17 protein-coding genes are annotated in these 16,670 nt (G+C 34.1%); 13 read left to right on the forward strand and 4 right to left on the reverse strand.

Translation table 11 applies throughout. The annotated features are described in order from the left end of the window. Position 1: 1 nt before the first annotated feature. The 3 genes from porG to E0I26_RS03060 all read right to left on the reverse strand — a co-directional run bounded on the left by porG (position 2) and on the right by E0I26_RS03060 (position 2,476). Entirely contained in the window at positions 2 to 685 is a 684-nt protein-coding gene (gene porG, locus E0I26_RS03050) for a type IX secretion system protein PorG (protein WP_131915012.1), read from the reverse strand. 168 nt (positions 686 to 853) lie between these two features. Then, positions 854 to 1,738 (reverse strand): NAD kinase, encoded by an 885-nt coding sequence (locus tag E0I26_RS03055; RefSeq protein WP_131915013.1) that lies wholly within the window; start codon positions 1,736 to 1,738, stop codon positions 854 to 856. A gap of 78 nt (positions 1,739 to 1,816) precedes the next feature. Continuing rightward, positions 1,817 to 2,476, reverse strand: coding sequence for a CBS domain-containing protein (locus tag E0I26_RS03060; RefSeq protein ID WP_131915014.1), 660 nt, complete (start codon positions 2,474 to 2,476; stop codon positions 1,817 to 1,819). Positions 2,477 to 2,589: 113 nt separating this feature from the next. Between E0I26_RS03060 and E0I26_RS03065 the strand changes: the two genes are divergently transcribed. The 3 genes from E0I26_RS03065 to E0I26_RS03075 all read left to right on the forward strand — a co-directional run bounded on the left by E0I26_RS03065 (position 2,590) and on the right by E0I26_RS03075 (position 6,516). Continuing rightward, the gene (locus E0I26_RS03065) at positions 2,590 to 3,303 is read left to right on the forward strand and encodes a pyridoxine 5'-phosphate synthase (RefSeq protein WP_131915015.1); all 714 of its coding nucleotides are present in this window, start codon (positions 2,590 to 2,592) and stop codon (positions 3,301 to 3,303) included. Positions 3,304 to 3,381: 78 nt separating this feature from the next. After that, a complete protein-coding gene (locus E0I26_RS03070; protein WP_131915016.1) occupies positions 3,382 to 5,658 on the forward strand; it encodes a TonB-dependent receptor plug domain-containing protein in 2,277 nt (758 codons plus the stop codon). 3 nt (positions 5,659 to 5,661) lie between these two features. After that, entirely contained in the window at positions 5,662 to 6,516 is an 855-nt protein-coding gene (locus E0I26_RS03075; protein WP_131915017.1) for a DUF4249 domain-containing protein, read from the forward strand. A gap of 54 nt (positions 6,517 to 6,570) precedes the next feature. Here the strand turns inward: E0I26_RS03075 and E0I26_RS03080 are convergent, their stop codons facing one another. Then, a complete protein-coding gene (locus tag E0I26_RS03080) occupies positions 6,571 to 7,920 on the reverse strand; it encodes a hypothetical protein (RefSeq protein ID WP_131915018.1) in 1,350 nt (449 codons plus the stop codon). A 246-nt stretch (positions 7,921 to 8,166) separates the two neighbouring features. Here E0I26_RS03080 and E0I26_RS03085 point away from each other — a divergent pair, with 246 nt between their 5' ends. The 10 genes from E0I26_RS03085 to E0I26_RS03130 all read left to right on the forward strand — a co-directional run bounded on the left by E0I26_RS03085 (position 8,167) and on the right by E0I26_RS03130 (position 16,654). Further along, complete coding sequence (locus E0I26_RS03085; protein WP_131915019.1) at positions 8,167 to 8,931, forward strand: alpha/beta fold hydrolase; 765 nt, start codon at positions 8,167 to 8,169, stop codon at positions 8,929 to 8,931. Positions 8,932 to 8,979: 48 nt separating this feature from the next. Further along, positions 8,980 to 9,324 (forward strand): phage holin family protein, encoded by a 345-nt coding sequence (locus tag E0I26_RS03090; protein ID WP_131915020.1) that lies wholly within the window; start codon positions 8,980 to 8,982, stop codon positions 9,322 to 9,324. 86 nt (positions 9,325 to 9,410) lie between these two features. Continuing rightward, positions 9,411 to 9,782 (forward strand): hypothetical protein, encoded by a 372-nt coding sequence (locus E0I26_RS03095; RefSeq protein WP_131915021.1) that lies wholly within the window; start codon positions 9,411 to 9,413, stop codon positions 9,780 to 9,782. A 151-nt stretch (positions 9,783 to 9,933) separates the two neighbouring features. Beyond that, positions 9,934 to 10,809: a DUF3347 domain-containing protein gene (locus tag E0I26_RS03100; RefSeq protein ID WP_131915022.1), complete on the forward strand. Its 876-nt coding sequence runs from the start codon at positions 9,934 to 9,936 to the stop codon at positions 10,807 to 10,809. Between the two features lie 20 nt (positions 10,810 to 10,829). Continuing rightward, positions 10,830 to 11,300: a TlpA family protein disulfide reductase gene (locus E0I26_RS03105; RefSeq protein ID WP_131915023.1), complete on the forward strand. Its 471-nt coding sequence runs from the start codon at positions 10,830 to 10,832 to the stop codon at positions 11,298 to 11,300. Between the two features lie 6 nt (positions 11,301 to 11,306). Then, positions 11,307 to 11,837 (forward strand): heavy-metal-associated domain-containing protein, encoded by a 531-nt coding sequence (locus E0I26_RS03110; RefSeq protein WP_131915024.1) that lies wholly within the window; start codon positions 11,307 to 11,309, stop codon positions 11,835 to 11,837. Beyond that, the gene (locus tag E0I26_RS03115; RefSeq protein WP_131915025.1) at positions 11,837 to 12,646 is read left to right on the forward strand and encodes a hypothetical protein; all 810 of its coding nucleotides are present in this window, start codon (positions 11,837 to 11,839) and stop codon (positions 12,644 to 12,646) included. The genes E0I26_RS03110 and E0I26_RS03115 overlap by 1 nt, the downstream gene beginning before the upstream one ends. A gap of 91 nt (positions 12,647 to 12,737) precedes the next feature. Continuing rightward, the gene (locus tag E0I26_RS03120; protein ID WP_131915026.1) at positions 12,738 to 13,469 is read left to right on the forward strand and encodes a DUF3347 domain-containing protein; all 732 of its coding nucleotides are present in this window, start codon (positions 12,738 to 12,740) and stop codon (positions 13,467 to 13,469) included. 46 nt (positions 13,470 to 13,515) lie between these two features. Further along, positions 13,516 to 14,034 (forward strand): helix-turn-helix domain-containing protein, encoded by a 519-nt coding sequence (locus tag E0I26_RS03125; RefSeq protein WP_235831706.1) that lies wholly within the window; start codon positions 13,516 to 13,518, stop codon positions 14,032 to 14,034. Positions 14,035 to 14,119: 85 nt separating this feature from the next. Further along, entirely contained in the window at positions 14,120 to 16,654 is a 2,535-nt protein-coding gene (locus tag E0I26_RS03130) for a heavy metal translocating P-type ATPase (RefSeq protein WP_131915028.1), read from the forward strand. Positions 16,655 to 16,670: the final 16 nt, after the last annotated feature.

Here is a 16,670-nt window from a genome sequence, read left to right on the forward strand (position 1 = left end):
TTTATTCTGCACAATAACAGGGTTTATTTCCAAAGGTATACGTTAAAGTAACTCCTGAAAAAACATACCAATCATTATTATTTATATTTCCAAATCGGAGTGTTTCCAAATTTTCATTTTTTGGATTGCTTCCGTCTATATTATCCGTCAAAGTATATCTTGCGCCAACTTCCGCAGCCAATATTAAACTAGGAGTAATATTCGATTTTATTCCTAAAGTCATTGGCACTGCAAATGAACCTGTGTTTTTATCTTTTTTAGTTTCGCCGTTCAATATATACAATTCATCGTGCCTAAAATAACTTATGCCTGAATGCACATAAGGAGTGATTTTAGCACTTGAATCATGAAGATCAAAATCAAAAAAGTTGAATTCAAGGCCTAAAGATACTTCTTTTATGCCGTTTTCAAAACGATAGCCTCTTTGGTTTCTACCGGCTTCTTTTGAATCTAAATCATTTGAAACGATTTTTGATTGTGTATAGGAAAATCGATAAGCATGTCTGGCACTTTTATTCCATTTGTATAGCAATCCAAAAGCAGGTTCATTTGGCGAAACATAGGTAGTAGGGCCAACATCTCCTATAAAATTACTTCCGCCTAAAAACACACCAACCTCATGTATCTGAGCATGGAGAGCCATTAAAGGGAAAAAGCAAAAAAATAAATAAAATTTTTTGTTCATTTAATCAAAAATTGCGTGCAAATATAATAATTATCGATTCGATTCAATACCCATTGCGTTAAATGTGTGTTTTTTTAATAATTAACTGCTAAACGCACACTAAATGAATATTTGTTTCACTAAAACGGGAAAAATTGATAAAATCGTATAGCGTTTGATTAAAATGATTTAATTCCTCTTGTCTTCTCCCCAAAGTAATTTGCTGCGAAGTGTTTTCAAAAATGTTTCTTCGGGAATTTCGACCATGTTAATTTGAAAAGGGGTTTTCTTTAAGGTCAGAATCGATTCGTTTTTTATTGAGGTAACTCTGGAGTCTAATGAAACTAAATAGTATTCCTCTCTTCCCGAAATTTTTAATCGGATTTCAGTTTCATCAGGGACTACAAGTGGTCTGGCAGTAAGGTTATGAGGAGCAATAGGAGTAATGACTAAGCTTTTTACATCAGGGGTCAAAATGGGGCCACCACAGCTAAGGGAATATCCTGTGGATCCTGTTGGTGTTGAAATGATTAAACCGTCAGCCCAATAGGAATTCAAAAACTCATCATTCAAGTAGGTGTCAATCGTAATCATCGAAGTGGTGTCTTTTCGACTGACCGTAATTTCATTCATGGCAAAATTGATTTCTTCAATGGATTCATTCGGAGGCGAGCACGTTAAACTCAATAATGCTCTTTTAGAAATCGTATATTTTTTATCGATAACAAATTGCATAAACGATGCAATATTTTCTTTTTGTACAGAAGCTAAGAAACCTAACCTGCCTGCATTTATACCTAGAATTGGTATGCCGGAATCTCTGACTAATGTTGCGGCTCTTAGTATAGTTCCGTCTCCACCTATGCTTATCAGCATATCAAAACTAGCATCCAGTTCCGTATGCGATGTGAACGTTTTATATTTTTTTTCTACAATCTTCCGCTCGTTAAGCATCAACAAAAAATGAGACTCGATAATCATCTCTACATTGTTTTTGTTAAAAAAAACAAAGATGTCGTTTATGATGGGTTCTGTACTGTTTTGATAATATTGACCGTAGATAGCTACTTTCATCTTTTTGTTTAATCGTTTAATGTTGATATGTTTATTTTGGCATTTAATCGATTAAACAAATAATCGGTTAAACGAAAACTATATATTAAGGTATTTGTCTAAATAGTCAGAACGCTCCTTTAAGTTATTGATGTAATTATCTTCTTGATGTTCCGATATGATTTCATAATTGTACCTTCTAAAAGTTTGAATTATTTCATTCATCGCGCCCAAAGTTATTTTTAAAGTTACTTCAACGCTCTCCACATCCGCTTCAGAGATGAACAGCCCTAAAAGTTTTCCGTTATTGCTTTCTATAATTTGAGTAATTTGACTCATAGAATAATCCAAAATTCCTTTTTTGACAACAATAATTCCGCCTGGTTCTTTTAAAAATGGTGTTTCATGAAAAAATTTCATGATGTCCTCTATTTCATAATACCCCATGTATGTATTGTTTTCGTCCAAAACGGGAACTAAATTGGTGTGGTTTTTTGCGAAAACTTCCAAAACATCCAGCCACATCGTATTGGTTCTGGTAAAAAATCCTTCAAGGGTAAATCGATAATCAGACGCTTTTTTATCACTGTCAAAAGTCTCGATATCTTCGGATGCAATACTGCCAATATAAACGCCCTCTTCGACAATTGGGAAATGCGAAAAGTGTAACTCACTAAAAAAGTCTTGAATAGCCGCAATAGAATCTTGGCTGTCAATCGCTTTAAAGTCATTGGTGATATATTCTGTAATTTCTGTCATAAATCAATCGGGAATATTTCATGCAAAATAATCAAAAATAAGCAAAATCTCCTAAGTTTTACTTTGTATTTTTGTTTCAATAAATACTAGTATCAAAATCAAAAAGTGTTCTAATGACAAAATTAAGTGTAAACATCAATAAAATAGCTACTTTACGAAATGCTCGTGGAGGAAATGTTCCCGATTTATTAAAAGTAGCCACCGATATTCAAAAGTTTGGTGCCGAAGGAATCACCATTCATCCCCGTCCGGATGAGCGACACATCCGCTATCAAGATGCCCGAGATTTAAAGTCTATCGTTTACACCGAATATAATATTGAAGGAAATCCAGAGAAAACATTTATCGATCTGGTACTCGAAATAAAACCTACTCAAGTGACTTTGGTGCCAGATGCAATCGATGCCATAACGTCAAATGCGGGTTGGGATACCATAAAACATGCTGCGTATTTAACCGAAATCGTTCAGGAATTTCAACGCAACGGAATCAGAACTTCCATTTTTGTGGATCCAGTGTTAGAAATGATTGAAGGCGCGAAAAAAATTGGAACCGAAAGAATCGAATTGTACACCGAAGCATTTGCACATCAATACAGTTTAGGAAATCCAGATGGAATAAAACCGTATACGGAATCAGCAATTTTGGCTAACGAATTAGGGTTGGGAATCAACGCAGGTCACGACTTGAGTTTGGATAACATTCAGTTTTTCAAACAAAACATTCCGGGATTACTCGAAGTTTCTATCGGGCATGCTCTAATTTCCGAAGCCATTTATCTGGGATTGGATAATGTGGTGAACATGTATTTGCAAAAATTAAAATAAGAAATAAATTAAAACAATTATAACCTGATGCAATTGGGTTGTAATTGTTTACTTTAGCATTTTTCTTATTAAAATTCAGTGTTGAAGCCAATTGTTTTATTTTGTTTATTATGTTTTTCTAATTTGTTTGCACAATCCAAGGCTACAATAGTTGGGAAGGTGAAATCTTTTGAAAACGAAAATTTAATAGGAGTACGTATTTCTTTTGATACTAACAATCAGCATTACTATTCCATAAGTGACACTTTGGGTTGCTTTACGGAGGAACTTCCATCGGGATTAGTTAAAATTGCAGTTAATCATTTTGGTTACCTTGAAAAAACTTTAAGTTTTGATTTTAAAAAAGACACCATAATTTCTATTATATTAGAAAAGGATGTTTCGTTTTTAAAAGAAGTTGTAATATCTAATAATAAAAAAAATGGAATTACAAACCTATCTGGCGGTAAACTGTCTTTTAATTTAAAAGAATTAGCTACAGTTCCAACAGTTCTAGGAACTACAGATATAATCAAAATTTTACAACTCACCCCAGGAGTGCAAAACTCTGGGGATGCAAATGGTTATTTGTATGTAAGAGGAGGTGATCCCGGACATAACTCAATATTATATGATGGAACACCAATTTATGGAATGTCACATTTGCTGGGTGTTTTTCCTTTTTATAATACGGATCATATACAGGAAGTTGAATTTGACAAATCAAGTTCCAATGCAAAATATGGAGGGCGTTTAAGCTCAACGACTTTATTAATTCCTAATAGAAAAATCCCTTCACAATTTACAATTCAAGGAAATATCGGCTTACTGGCTTCTCAGGCTACTTTGAGCATTCCGATCAGCGAAAAATCTGGGATTACTATATCCGGAAGAAGAACATATATTGATGAAATAATCGCTCCTATATTAGATTCAGGTTCAGAAAATAGTGATGTCCAAGATATGAAATATGGATTTTCAGATGGTAATTTAACTTTTATTACAGAAGTTTCTAAAAATAGCCTGTTAACTGTTTCGGCTTTTTCAAGTGCCGATAAATTACAAATAAAAGACACCAATTTAGCCTTATATACCAGTTTAAAATGGAGTAATTTAAATATATCTCCTACTTTGTTTACTAAGTTATCTTCTAAAACAAGTATGTCGAATGCTATTTATTATACGCGATATACAAATGAGTTGAATATGGAGCAATCAACCATTCAAATGGGTGTTTCCTCATTTGTTGAAGATTTCGGATTTGCAAATTCGATTAATTATTTGGTTAAAGAAACTCCTTTCGAGTCGGGTTTGCAATATGTTTATCATAATTTACAACCACAAAAAATCCAAATTGAAAATTTAAGTACTACCAATAATACAGAACAAAACAATTTAATTAAAGCTAACGAATTTGCTGTTTTTACAACTGCAAAACCAAAATTACTTGATAATTTAATGGCAGAATTAGGTTTAAGGATTAACTATTATAATTCAGGGGCAAAATCATATTTACATTTTCAACCTCGTGTTGTTCTGAATTATTATAGGAATAGGAATCTTTCGTTTTATGCGTCTTATAATAGACAAAATCAGTATTTAAATTTAATAACGACTTCAAGCGTAGGGATTCCTACTGATTTTTGGATTGCAAGCTCAGATGGTATTCCCGCGCAATCCTCTAATGAATTTGCTTTAGGCTCAAATCAAACGATCTCTAAAAGTATTACATCTTTATTTGGGGCATTTTATCGTTCAATGAATCATTTACTGGAATATCCTTACGGAGTCACACAGTTTAATGAAATTTCCACATTGAAAAATGATTTGTTGGAAGGGAAGGGAAAAGCATACGGATTAGAAATGATGCTGAAAAAAAATAATGGTAAGTTTAAAGGATGGCTAAGTTACACTTTGAGTTGGTCTAACAGAAATTTTGAAAAGCTCAATAATGGAAATACTTATTATGCTAAATATGATAGACGCCATAATTTATCTTTGGTTGGAACGTATGATTTAAATTCAAAATGGAATTTTGGTGTCACTCAGATTTTCAGTTCAGGAAATCGTTTTACAATGCCTACATCTTGGTATTTTATAAATAACAATCCGGTCAAAGAATATTCGGAGTATAACAATGCTCAAATGCCAAACTATATTCGAACGGATTTTTCTGTTAATTATTTTTTTATAAAAAACGCTAAAAAAGAAAGTGCACTGAATTTTTCTATTTACAATACTTTCAATATCGAAAACCCTATTTATGTTGTTTTGAATGTGGTTGTCAATGAAAATAAAGATAGTGTAGTTGTCAAGCCTGAAAAAAAGGTTTTGTATAGAATACTTCCTTCCATAAGTTGGAGATTTAAATTTTAGATGATGAAAAAGTATAGTTTATTTCTTTTGATGATTATTGCGTGTAGTTGTAACAATGACAGTTTTAGTGATGGAATTAAGTTGGAATCAAAATTAGCGGTAGAAGGCTGGATTGAAGAAGGAGATGTTCCGCAGGTAATATTATCCAGTACGATACCGATAAATGATGTTGTTGATTCTACAAATGTTTTGGATCACGTAATACGTTCGGCAAAAATAACGGTTTCTGATGGAGAAACGGTAGAAGTTTTACGTGTTAAAAATGATGATAATCGAGTTCCGCCGTTTGTATATTTTGGAAAAGAAATAATCGGGAAAGCGGGGAAGACTTATACCTTGAAAATTGAGTATTTAAATAGAATAGTAGTAGCTACTACAAGCATTCCTAAAACAGTAGCGATTGCAACGGCAGAGTATGTAAAAAAGAATGCCACGGATACTACCGGATACGTTTTTATAAAATTTGATGATCCTGTGAATGAAAAGAATTATTATCAGGTTGCTACAAGGATAGAGGAGCAAGAACCTATTTTTGTTCCTGCTTTTTACGGTAATCTGGATGATGAAAAATTTAAATCTCATTCCATTTCAATGCAGGTAAATAGAGGCGTATTACTCTTTCCTAAAACTAAATTCAAACCCTATTTTACCGACGGTGATTTAATTTTCGTGAAATTAAGGACTATGAATAAAGAAGCATTCGATTTCTGGAATAGTTGGCAGAATGAAATTGTAAATAGCAGAAATCCTATTTATCCATCTAATACAAGTCTGAAATCAAATATTAAAGGCGGGGTTGGTATTTGGGCTGGCTACGGTCAAAACACGATAGTAGTTAAAACACCTCCAAAAAAATAAAGCCAATCTAGGAATATCCCAGATTGGCTTTAGATTTATTATTAAAAAATAGTTCTATCTTTCAAAAGCTTTCAAGAAATCCTCAAATTTAGTTTCAAGTTTATCAAATCCTGTCGAAAAATAGGAGCTCATAGCAACTTCAGTACTGTCACCAAACTTCAAGTAAAGCACTTCGTCGTATTGTTGAATTTTTACTGCTGTGCCTTTTGGGACTCCATTGTTCCAGTCAAATTCCCAGCTACCGCCATATTTGATGTTGCTTGCATCATTTACCCATACTTCGTATTCGCTAGTATTAAAACTATATCCTATGTCTGAACGTTGAATTACATCGGCAATTTTAGTTCCATCTTTTTTAGATACTAAAATTAATTTTACGTTTTTATTATGGTTAGAAGTTTCGCTTTCAGAATTTTTAATATTGTAAGCATTTAAATCTGTATAATACGTTTTCTTTTGCCTGTCAGGATAAACCAAACTTTTCTCTAAAGCTTCGTCATCTTTAGCTTGCCCAGCGATATCCATTTCGGCTACAATGATAAAGTTATCCATGATTTGAACTAAACCATTTGCTTTACCTTGGTATTGAGTAACAGCATCATCTTTTAATAAATTATCAATATCAGCAGTGCTTCCTGCGGTAAATGAAACTAAATTTTTTCCGTTATAAGTGAATGAAGATTTAGCCGTGTTTTGAGTTGCTTTCTTACTCCCGCTGATTTCATAAGTATAGCCATCGTTTAAAACCATTTTGAAGCTAGATTCATCTGGAGTTTCTACAGTACCGGTGTATTTTGCAGTTGTTGCAAAAGTAGCTGCTTGAATACCGTCAATTGTTAAAATTGCATCTACCGAAGTTGGTAAGAAAATCTCATCATTTATTGTAGTTCCAGATTGCCAATTATAACTGTCTTCAAGTTTTACTTTTATGGTTGAAGAGTTACTTTTAGAAGATAATGATGCGTTGTTAGCAGTTTGACTTGCTTTTGCAGGAAAAACAAATTTCAATTCAGTAGTTGATGTCGTTTTAACCCAGATTTTTGTTGAATTATTCCAAGTGTAAATGCCATACACGCCAGAAACATTTAGAATGTCTTCTATTTCGTTGTCGTTTTTACCATCAAAAATATCAACAGAACTAATGTTTAATAAATCACCTAAATTTTGAATGGCTTCAATAGCTCCGGATGTTTTGGATTTGTCCATTTGAACTAGCATCACATTGGCTTCGGCCTCTAATTTTACTTTTTGTTCTGCTGGAGTTAATTTTGAATAAGGCTGTTTAATAATGTTTGCAATTTGTTCCGTTAGACTTCCTTCAGGAGCATTAACAGGTTCGTCACTGCTGCAAGAGACGGTAAGTTGTGAAATAATTACTGAAAACAAGAGGATTTTTTTAATCATGGTAAAAGATTTAAGTTAGGGATGTATTTAATCAATTTTTTTGATTGATATTGTTACGTTTAGATTTTGTTTTTTTTAACAAGAAAAAATCTAAATATTTGCCCAAAATTAGTGTTATTTAATGATCTCACAATACCCACTTTTAGTGATATTCATTCACAACCTAACATTAGAATAGTCGTTGGATGAGATTAGTTTAATTATCTTTGTAAGATTTCTTAGAAATAAATACTTAATACCTAAAAAATGCTTTATTCAAAAATAGAAGGATCAGGTCAGCCGCTTTTAATCCTCCACGGATTCCTGGGAATGTCAGATAATTGGAAAACACTCGGAACACAATTTGCGGCTGATTTTCAGGTTCATATGCTGGATTTACGCAATCACGGCCGAAGCTTACATTCCGAAGAATTCAGTTATGAAGTGATGGTTCAAGATGTCTTCGAGTATTGCGAAGCCAATAATTTAGAAAACATAAATGTCATCGGGCATTCCATGGGCGGGAAAGTAGCCATGCTTTTGGTAACAACGCATCCGGAATTAGTAAGTAAATTAATTGTGGCTGACATCGGGCCAAAATTTTATCCGCAACACCATCAGGATATTCTGGCGGGATTAAACGCCGTTGATTTTTCAATAAAACCAACTCGAAACGAAGTCGAAGCAATCATGTCACAATATATTCCTGATTTTGGAACCAGACAATTCTTAATGAAAAATTTGTTTTGGCAAGAGCCGGGACAACTCGCCTTCCGATTTAATCTGGAAGTTTTTAACAGAAAAATGGATGAAATAGGAGTTCCGTTACCCGAAGGATACATTTTCGAGAAACCAACGTTGTTCATTCGAGGTGGAAATTCCAGATATATTTTGGACAGTGATTTCGAAAACATAAAACAGCATTTCCCTGATTCAAGCATTGAAACGATTCCTAATGTAGGGCATTGGCTTCATGCCGAAAACCCGACTGAATTTTATCAAAAAGTAAGTTCTTTTTTGAAACAAACGTAATAATTTTAAATTTTCACTACATTTATTAAAATTTTAAAACAAAAATTCATGAATTTACTGATCAAAATTCTTATTACTTCTGGTTTAGTATTGCTAATTGCGAACTTTATGCCGGGTGTTCATGTAGCGGGATTTACTACAGCATTAATCGTTGCAATAGTTCTTGGGTTACTTAACATATTCATCAAACCGATATTGGTAATACTTACATTGCCGGTTACTATTATTACTTTAGGATTGTTTTTATTGGTAATTAATGCATTGATGATTTTGTTATGTACAAAAATTGTTGGCGGATTTAGTGTCGATACGTTTTGGACGGCCTTGTTTTTTAGTATCATATTGTCAATATTACAGTCCATAATGAATGGGATATTAGGGGAAGGAAAATAAGGATTTGTTTTTAACACGTATTTGTGAATGAATTAATTTACAGTATTTGTAAATTTTATACCTTTGCCATCTATATAAGATAAACAATGTCTAAAAAGTTTTACATAGTGTTATTAGTTGTGCTTGGTTTCTTTATGACACCAAGCGCGGCTTTTGCATGTGGAACAAAAACAGAGAAGGCATGTTGCAAAAAAGAATCTTCTTCCAAAAAGGAGAAAAAAGAATGTTGTAAAAAAGAACAGTCTTCAAAAGAGAAATCTCATGAAGGTTGCAATGGAGCTTGTAAGGATGTTTCTTGTAGTAGCTCAACTGTTTACTTGGGTTTGACTTCATTGTTTTATACCGAATTGAATAATCAACTTTTCAGTTTTTCTACTGAAAAACAAAATTACTATTACTCAGAAATCTTCATTTCTTCCGATTTCCGTTCTATTTGGCTTCCACCTAAAATAAGCTAAATTTCTTTATGACAGCCAAAAGACTGTCCAATTCAAAGCATTTATGCTTTACAATCATTAAATTTTAGTCGAATACAATTTGAAATGTAGCGAAACATGCTATTGTTTTCAATATTTTTTTGCGACTAATTCACCTCAAAATTAGTATACAATGAACTCAATAAAAAGAATATTGATGGCAATAACCCTATTGCTTTCAGTTGCAAGTGCAAGCGCGCAAATTAAAAATGCTAAAACAGAAACGGAAAAAATATACGGAAACTGTGGTATGTGCAAAACGACTATTGAAACTGCCGGAAATCTTAAAAAAGTAGCCAAAGTGGAGTGGAATAAAGACACCAAAATGGCAACACTTACCTATGATTCCACAAAAACGAGTCAGGACGAAATATTGAAACGCATTGCTTTAGCAGGTTATGACAGCGATAAATTTCTTGCCCCGGATGATGTTTACGAGAAATTGCACGGATGTTGTCAATATGAAAGAGAAGCAAAAGTAGCCGTTTCAACTGAAATGAAATCAGAAACCGTTGCTGCAGAAAATCACGCAAACCACGCCAATCACTCTGATGACGCGGTTGCAAAACAACAAGTGGATACTAAATTAAAAGCTGTTTTTGATGCCTATTTTCTTTTGAAAGATGCTTTGGTAAAAACTGACGGAAACAATGCTTCTTTAAAAGCGAAGGATTTATTAACGGCAATCAATTCCGTGAAAATGGAAACTCTAAAATCGGAGGAACATATTGTTTGGATGAAAGTTTTGAATGACTTAAAAGAACATTCAGAGCATATTGGCGATACAAAAGATATTTCTCATCAGAGAGATCATTTCATGGATTTATCAAAATCAATGTATGAGTTGATAAAAGTGGCTAAATATGAAACTCCGGTTTATCTTCAGTTTTGTCCTATGGCAAACGGTGGTAAAGGCGCAAACTGGTTGAGTAAAGAGAATGCGGTTAAGAATCCATATTACGGCTCTCAAATGATGACTTGCGGAAAAACGGTAGAAACGATTCAATAAGTGTTTAAAAAGAATATAAAATGAAGAAAATAATTCTGCTATTCAGTTTAATAATCAGTATTTCGACGGCAAATGCGCAAATGAAAATTGGAGATAGTTTACCTGATTTTCAGCTTAAAAATAATAAAGAGGCAACAATAAATTTGGCATCTCTGAAAGGGAAAACGGTCTTAATTGATTTTTGGGCTTCTTGGTGCGCACCTTGCAGGCTGGCGAATAAAAAGTTGGCTCCTTTATACAATCAGTATAAAAATGAAAACTTCGAAATCGTTGGAATATCATTGGATACAGATAAAACGAAATGGAGGAATGCCATTCAAAAAGATAAATTAGCGTATGAGCAATTAATCGATTCTAAAGGTTTTGATGCTAAATCTGCAATTTTGTTTGGCGTAGAAGAATTACCCAATTCGTATCTATTTGATGCATCAGGAAAATTAGTTGCCATAAATCCAACCGAGGAAGAAATAATAGTACAAATAAAAAAATAAAGCAAAATGAAAAATATAAATTTAAAATTCATTGGTATCGCTTGTTTGGTTTTAATAACAAGCATAAAATCATATTCTCAAATTTCAAAAGCAGAGATAATTGCTACAGGTTTAACCTGTTCGATGTGTTCCAATGCTATAAACAAACAACTGAAAGCAACAGTTGGTGTGGATAGTGTGAGTACTGATTTGAACACAAATACATTCACGGTTTATTTCAAAAAAGAGAGTAAAGTAAAGCCAAGAGTACTGAAAGAAGGTGTTGAAAAAGCAGGTTTCTTTATCGGTTCGTTAGTAATTACTGTACCTACAGAGAACTTAAAAATTGAAGAGGATAAAACCATTTCATTAAACGGATCCACTTTTGTTTTATTGAATGAAGAAATTAAAAAAAATAATGGGGAAACAAAATTGAAAGTTTATGACAAAGGATATGTAACTCAAAAAGAGCATAAAAAACTGCTTAAAACGTTTTCAAAAACAGCGTCATATCCATTAGAGAATGAAGACGATTACCATATCAAAACTGTAATTTAATGAAAAAGTTTTTAATCGTATTTACGTTTTTTCTTATTCAAGGAATAACGGCTCAAGAACTTTTTGTAGTCACTGATCCGGCAAGTAATATTCCTGCGGGTTCATTAGGCATTCGTCTGGGACAATCCATTTTTAAAGAACAAATGAAATCAGGATATAGTTATCATTTAATGCCCGAAGTTACTTGGGGTATCAATAAAAACTTGATGGTTAGAACCTCCGTATTTGTAAGCAATAGAGACAATCAGTTGGTTACTGAAGGAGCTAGTTTTTATACTAAATATCGTTTCCTTTCCACGGATGATTTACACAGTCATTTTCGTATGGCAGCATTTGGAAGATATAGTTTTAATAATGCGGATATTCATCAGGAACAAATAGAAATTATGGGACACAATACTGGTTTTGAAACTGGAATTGTAGCTACGCAACTTATAAAAAAACTGGCGATAAGTGCTTCTGTTAGTTTTGAAAAAGCGTTTGATAATAAGCCGGATTACAAATATCCAGCAGCACAAAGTGATAACGCTACCAATTATACATTATCGCTTGGAAGATTGATGTATCCAAAAAAATACACTAATTTTAAACAAACAAATATCAATACAATGGTCGAGTTTGTTGGACAAACATTAAACGAAAACGGGAAATCGTATTTAGACATTGTACCGTCAATTCAATTTATTATAAACAGCCAAGCGCGTATTGATGTTGCTTACAGACAAGAATTATACAGTTCTATGCTGCGTTCTGCGCCAAATGGATTTTATCTGAATTTAGAATATAATTTTTTCAATGTTTCAAAATGAAATAAAGGATAATCAGTGCCAAATGGGTTTTCAAAAAAGGCAGTCGTCAAAAAATGGCGTAATTAGTCGCAACAATTAATAAATTTTTTAAATGAAAAATACAATCCTATCAATAGTCACATTCGCATTAGTGTTAGTTTCTTGTAACCAGAAAAATAAAGAATCGGAAGTCAGTAATCCTGAAACAACTGGAACTTCTTCGGAATTGTATGCGTGTCCGATGCATCCTGAGGTTACAGGTAAAAAAGGAGCAGAATGTCCTGAATGTGGTATGGAACTAACAGAGAAAGTGACGCAAATGCCAAAAATGGAAAAAAATAATCCGATTGCTACAGCTGTTAAAACGGAAAATACTGCTGTAACCACTAAAACAATTGCTGAATCTTCGTTTACAATTAATGAAATAGTAAGCAGCTATTTAAAGCTTAAAAATGCATTGGTAAAAGATGATTCTAAAGGGGCTGCCAATGCTGGAAAAGCATTATATGCTACTTTCAACAAAGTGAATTCTAATACCATTTTAGATAAAAAACTGAAAAACAAATACAATGATATTGTTGCTGAAGCGAAGGAGCATGTGAAACATATTGGTGATAACGCAGGGAAAATGGATCATCAAAGAGAATATTTTGCCCTGTTGAGCAAAGATATGAATGATTTAATAAAAACTTTTGGAACAGATCAAAAGCTATATCAAGCGTATTGTCCAATGTATAATGAAGGAAAAAACGGTTATTGGATAAGCGAAACCAAAGAAATTAGAAATCCGTATTTCGGTTCTGAGATGTTGAATTGCGGTAGAATTGTAGAAACTGTAAAATAAGATTTTGAGATTACATATAAAAAATATGGTTTGCAACCGATGTATAATGGTAGTGAAGTCTGAACTGGAAAAGTTTGGGCTTCATACTGTTTCGGTTGAATTAGGGGAAGTGGAAATTCTCGAAGACTTGAATAAAGGAAAAGAGCAGGAGCTTAATGAGAAATTATTGGTCTTAGGTTTTGAAATTATCGATGATAAAAAAAGCCGAGTGGTAGAAAAGGTAAAAAATCTGATTGTAGAATTAGTGCATTTCAAAGACAATCGTTTTAAAACTAATTTGTCAGATTATATAGTAGCAGCCATTGGGCAAGATTACAGCTATATCAGTAATCTGTTTTCGTTGCAAGAAATCACTACTATTGAGCAATATTATATCCTTCAAAAAATTGAAAGAGTCAAAGAATTAATTGTTTATGACGAATTAAGTTTAAATGAAATTGCCTTTCAACTCAATTATAGCAGTGCATCACACTTAAGTAAACAATTTAAAAAAGTAACGGGTTTGACACCTACTTTTTTCAAAAACTTGAAAGAACAGAAACGACATCCTCTCGATAATCTATAAAAGATACAAAAGAGAACCAGAATTGTATAAGAGTTAAAGTTGTATTTAGGAGGAACTTTGTATAAATAATTTAATATACAATATCATGACGCATACATATAACATTACAGGAATGAGTTGTGACGGTTGCCGTTCCAAAGTCGAAAAAACATTGAATGCTATTGATGGAATTCAGGCGACAATTACTTTGGATCCGCCAATAGCGACAATAACAATGGATAAACACATTCCGACTACTCAATTACAACAGGCTTTAACTGCCGCCGGAAACTATACAATAGCAATGAATAATGGGGTTGATTCTCACGGAACGACCGAGAAGCCCATAGAGAAATCGTGTTGCAGTTCGAATAAACAACAAGAGAAATCAATAGTAATTTTACCCAGTAATGCGCAAGGCAAATATTATTGTCCGATGCATTGTGAGGGCGAAAAAGTCTATGATAAACCGGGAAGTTGTCCGGTGTGCGGAATGAATCTGGAAAAAGTTCCAGAATTGAGTTTGGCAAAAACAATGTATACCTGTCCCATGCATCCCGAAGTAATCAAAGACGGTCCGGGTTCTTGTCCGATTTGCGGAATGGATTTAGTGCCAATGGAACCTACCGATTCTGAAGAAAATAAGGTGTATAATGACTTGGTGCGCAAAATGAAAATAGCGGTAGTTTGTACGGTTCCAATTTTCATTATTGCCATGTCTGATATGATTCCGAATAATCCATTAATGAAAATTATGGATACAGAAAAGTGGAATTGGGTGCAATTAGTGCTTTCGCTTCCTGTCGTTTTTTATGCCTGTTGGATGTTTTTTGTACGTGCTTGGAAATCAATTATTACTTGGAATCTCAATATGTTTACGCTTATCGGAATTGGTACGGGAGTAGCTTTTCTGTTTAGTTTAGTCGGATTATTTTTCCCAGCTGTTTTTCCGGATGAATTTAAAACCCATAACGGAGTCGTTTCGCTCTATTTTGAAGCAACAACGGTGATATTAACATTGGTTTTATTGGGGCAATTACTCGAAGCGAGAGCGCACAGCCAAACGAGTGGAGCGATAAAAGAATTGTTGAAATTAGCACCAACCGAAGCTGTTTTGGTACGCGATGGAAAAGACACAGTCATCTCCATTCACGACATCAAAAAAGGAGATTTATTGCGTGTGAAACCTGGAGATAAAATTCCGGTGGATGGAAAAATCACCGACGGAGAAAGTACTATTGATGAATCGATGATTACAGGAGAACCCATTCCTGTTGATAAAAAAATAGGCGACAGCATTAGCTCCGGAACGATTAACGGAAATAAATCCTTTGTGATGATTGCCGAAAAAGTTGGTTCAGAAACCTTGCTTTCGCAAATTATACAAATGGTAAATACGGCCAGCCGTTCGAAAGCGCCGATTCAAAAATTAGCCGATAAAATAGCTAAATATTTTGTGCCAATTGTGGTCTTTGTTTCGGTAATTACTTTTTTTGTTTGGTCACAATTTGGTCCTGAACCCGCAATGGTTTATGGGTTTATCAATGCAATTGCCGTATTGATAATTGCCTGCCCTTGTGCTTTGGGATTGGCAACGCCCATGTCAGTGATGGTTGGTGTTGGGAAAGGAGCGCAATCGGGAGTTTTGATAAAAAATGCCGAAGCACTGGAAAACATGAACAAAGTTAATGTTTTGATTACTGATAAAACAGGTACCATCACGGAAGGAAAACCTTCTGTTGAAAAAGTATTTTCCCTGCAAAATGACGAAAATGAACTATTGCAAAATATCGCTTCCTTAAATCAGTACAGTGAACATCCTTTGGCGCAAGCCGTAGTCAATTTTGCGAAAGCAAAAAACGTTTCATTAATCGAAGTCAAGGATTTTGAAGCAATTTCCGGTAAAGGAGTGATTGGGACAGTAACCAATAAAAAAGTGGCGCTCGGAAATGAAAAATTGATGAAGCAAGTGAACGTCAGGGTTTCGGATGAATTAGAAAATAAAATCACAGCCGAGCAAAAACTCGGGAAAACCGTTTCTTATATTTCAGTTGACGGAATTGCGGTAGGATTTGTATCGATAACTGACGCCATAAAAGCAACAAGCGTCGAAGCCATAAAAGAACTGATGCGTCAGGGAGTTGAGGTAATCATGCTTACCGGAGATAATGAAAATACCGCAAAAGCAGTGGCGACACAGTTGAATTTAAGTTCGTTTAAGGCGAGTTGTTTGCCTGAAGACAAGCTCAAGGAAATTAAACGATTACAATTCGAAGGGAAAATTGTAGCGATGGCAGGTGACGGAATCAATGATGCTCCGGCTTTGGCGCAAGCCGACATAGGAATTGCAATGGGAACCGGAACGGATGTCGCCATTGAAAGTGCGAAAATTACCTTGGTAAAAGGCGACTTACAAGGAATAGTCAAAGCCAAGAATTTAAGTCATGCCGTGATGCGAAATATCAAGCAAAATTTATTCTTTGCCTTTTTCTATAATGTGTTGGGAATTCCAATTGCCGCAGGCGTTTTGTATCCGTTTTTTGGCGTTTTGCTTTCGCCAATGATTGCGGCTTTGGCCATGAGTTTCAGCTCGGTTTCAGTAATTGCAAATGCGTTGCGATTGCGTGGTTTAAAACTTTAAACAAAAATATTTAAGA

The sequence above is a fragment of the Flavobacterium rhamnosiphilum genome (assembly GCF_004349195.1).
Lineage (GTDB): Bacteria > Bacteroidota > Bacteroidia > Flavobacteriales > Flavobacteriaceae > Flavobacterium > Flavobacterium rhamnosiphilum.

What these genes read in the sequence shown, in the direction of transcription:
- porG (WP_131915012.1), bottom strand. Translation starts at nt 685, where the DNA reads ATGAACAAAAAATTTTATTTATTTTTTTGCTTTTTCCCTTTAATGGCT.
- E0I26_RS03055 (WP_131915013.1), bottom strand. Translation starts at nt 1,738, where the DNA reads ATGAAAGTAGCTATCTACGGTCAATATTATCAAAACAGTACAGAACCC.
- E0I26_RS03060 (WP_131915014.1), bottom strand. Translation starts at nt 2,476, where the DNA reads ATGACAGAAATTACAGAATATATCACCAATGACTTTAAAGCGATTGAC.
- E0I26_RS03065 (WP_131915015.1), top strand. Translation starts at nt 2,590, where the DNA reads ATGACAAAATTAAGTGTAAACATCAATAAAATAGCTACTTTACGAAAT.
- E0I26_RS03075 (WP_131915017.1), top strand. Translation starts at nt 5,662, where the DNA reads ATGAAAAAGTATAGTTTATTTCTTTTGATGATTATTGCGTGTAGTTGT.
- E0I26_RS03080 (WP_131915018.1), bottom strand. Translation starts at nt 7,920, where the DNA reads ATGATTAAAAAAATCCTCTTGTTTTCAGTAATTATTTCACAACTTACC.
- E0I26_RS03085 (WP_131915019.1), top strand. Translation starts at nt 8,167, where the DNA reads ATGCTTTATTCAAAAATAGAAGGATCAGGTCAGCCGCTTTTAATCCTC.
- E0I26_RS03090 (WP_131915020.1), top strand. Translation starts at nt 8,980, where the DNA reads ATGAATTTACTGATCAAAATTCTTATTACTTCTGGTTTAGTATTGCTA.
- E0I26_RS03095 (WP_131915021.1), top strand. Translation starts at nt 9,411, where the DNA reads ATGTCTAAAAAGTTTTACATAGTGTTATTAGTTGTGCTTGGTTTCTTT.
- E0I26_RS03100 (WP_131915022.1), top strand. Translation starts at nt 9,934, where the DNA reads ATGAACTCAATAAAAAGAATATTGATGGCAATAACCCTATTGCTTTCA.
- E0I26_RS03105 (WP_131915023.1), top strand. Translation starts at nt 10,830, where the DNA reads ATGAAGAAAATAATTCTGCTATTCAGTTTAATAATCAGTATTTCGACG.
- E0I26_RS03110 (WP_131915024.1), top strand. Translation starts at nt 11,307, where the DNA reads ATGAAAAATATAAATTTAAAATTCATTGGTATCGCTTGTTTGGTTTTA.
- E0I26_RS03115 (WP_131915025.1), top strand. Translation starts at nt 11,837, where the DNA reads ATGAAAAAGTTTTTAATCGTATTTACGTTTTTTCTTATTCAAGGAATA.
- E0I26_RS03120 (WP_131915026.1), top strand. Translation starts at nt 12,738, where the DNA reads ATGAAAAATACAATCCTATCAATAGTCACATTCGCATTAGTGTTAGTT.
- E0I26_RS03125 (WP_235831706.1), top strand. Translation starts at nt 13,516, where the DNA reads ATGGTAGTGAAGTCTGAACTGGAAAAGTTTGGGCTTCATACTGTTTCG.
- E0I26_RS03130 (WP_131915028.1), top strand. Translation starts at nt 14,120, where the DNA reads ATGACGCATACATATAACATTACAGGAATGAGTTGTGACGGTTGCCGT.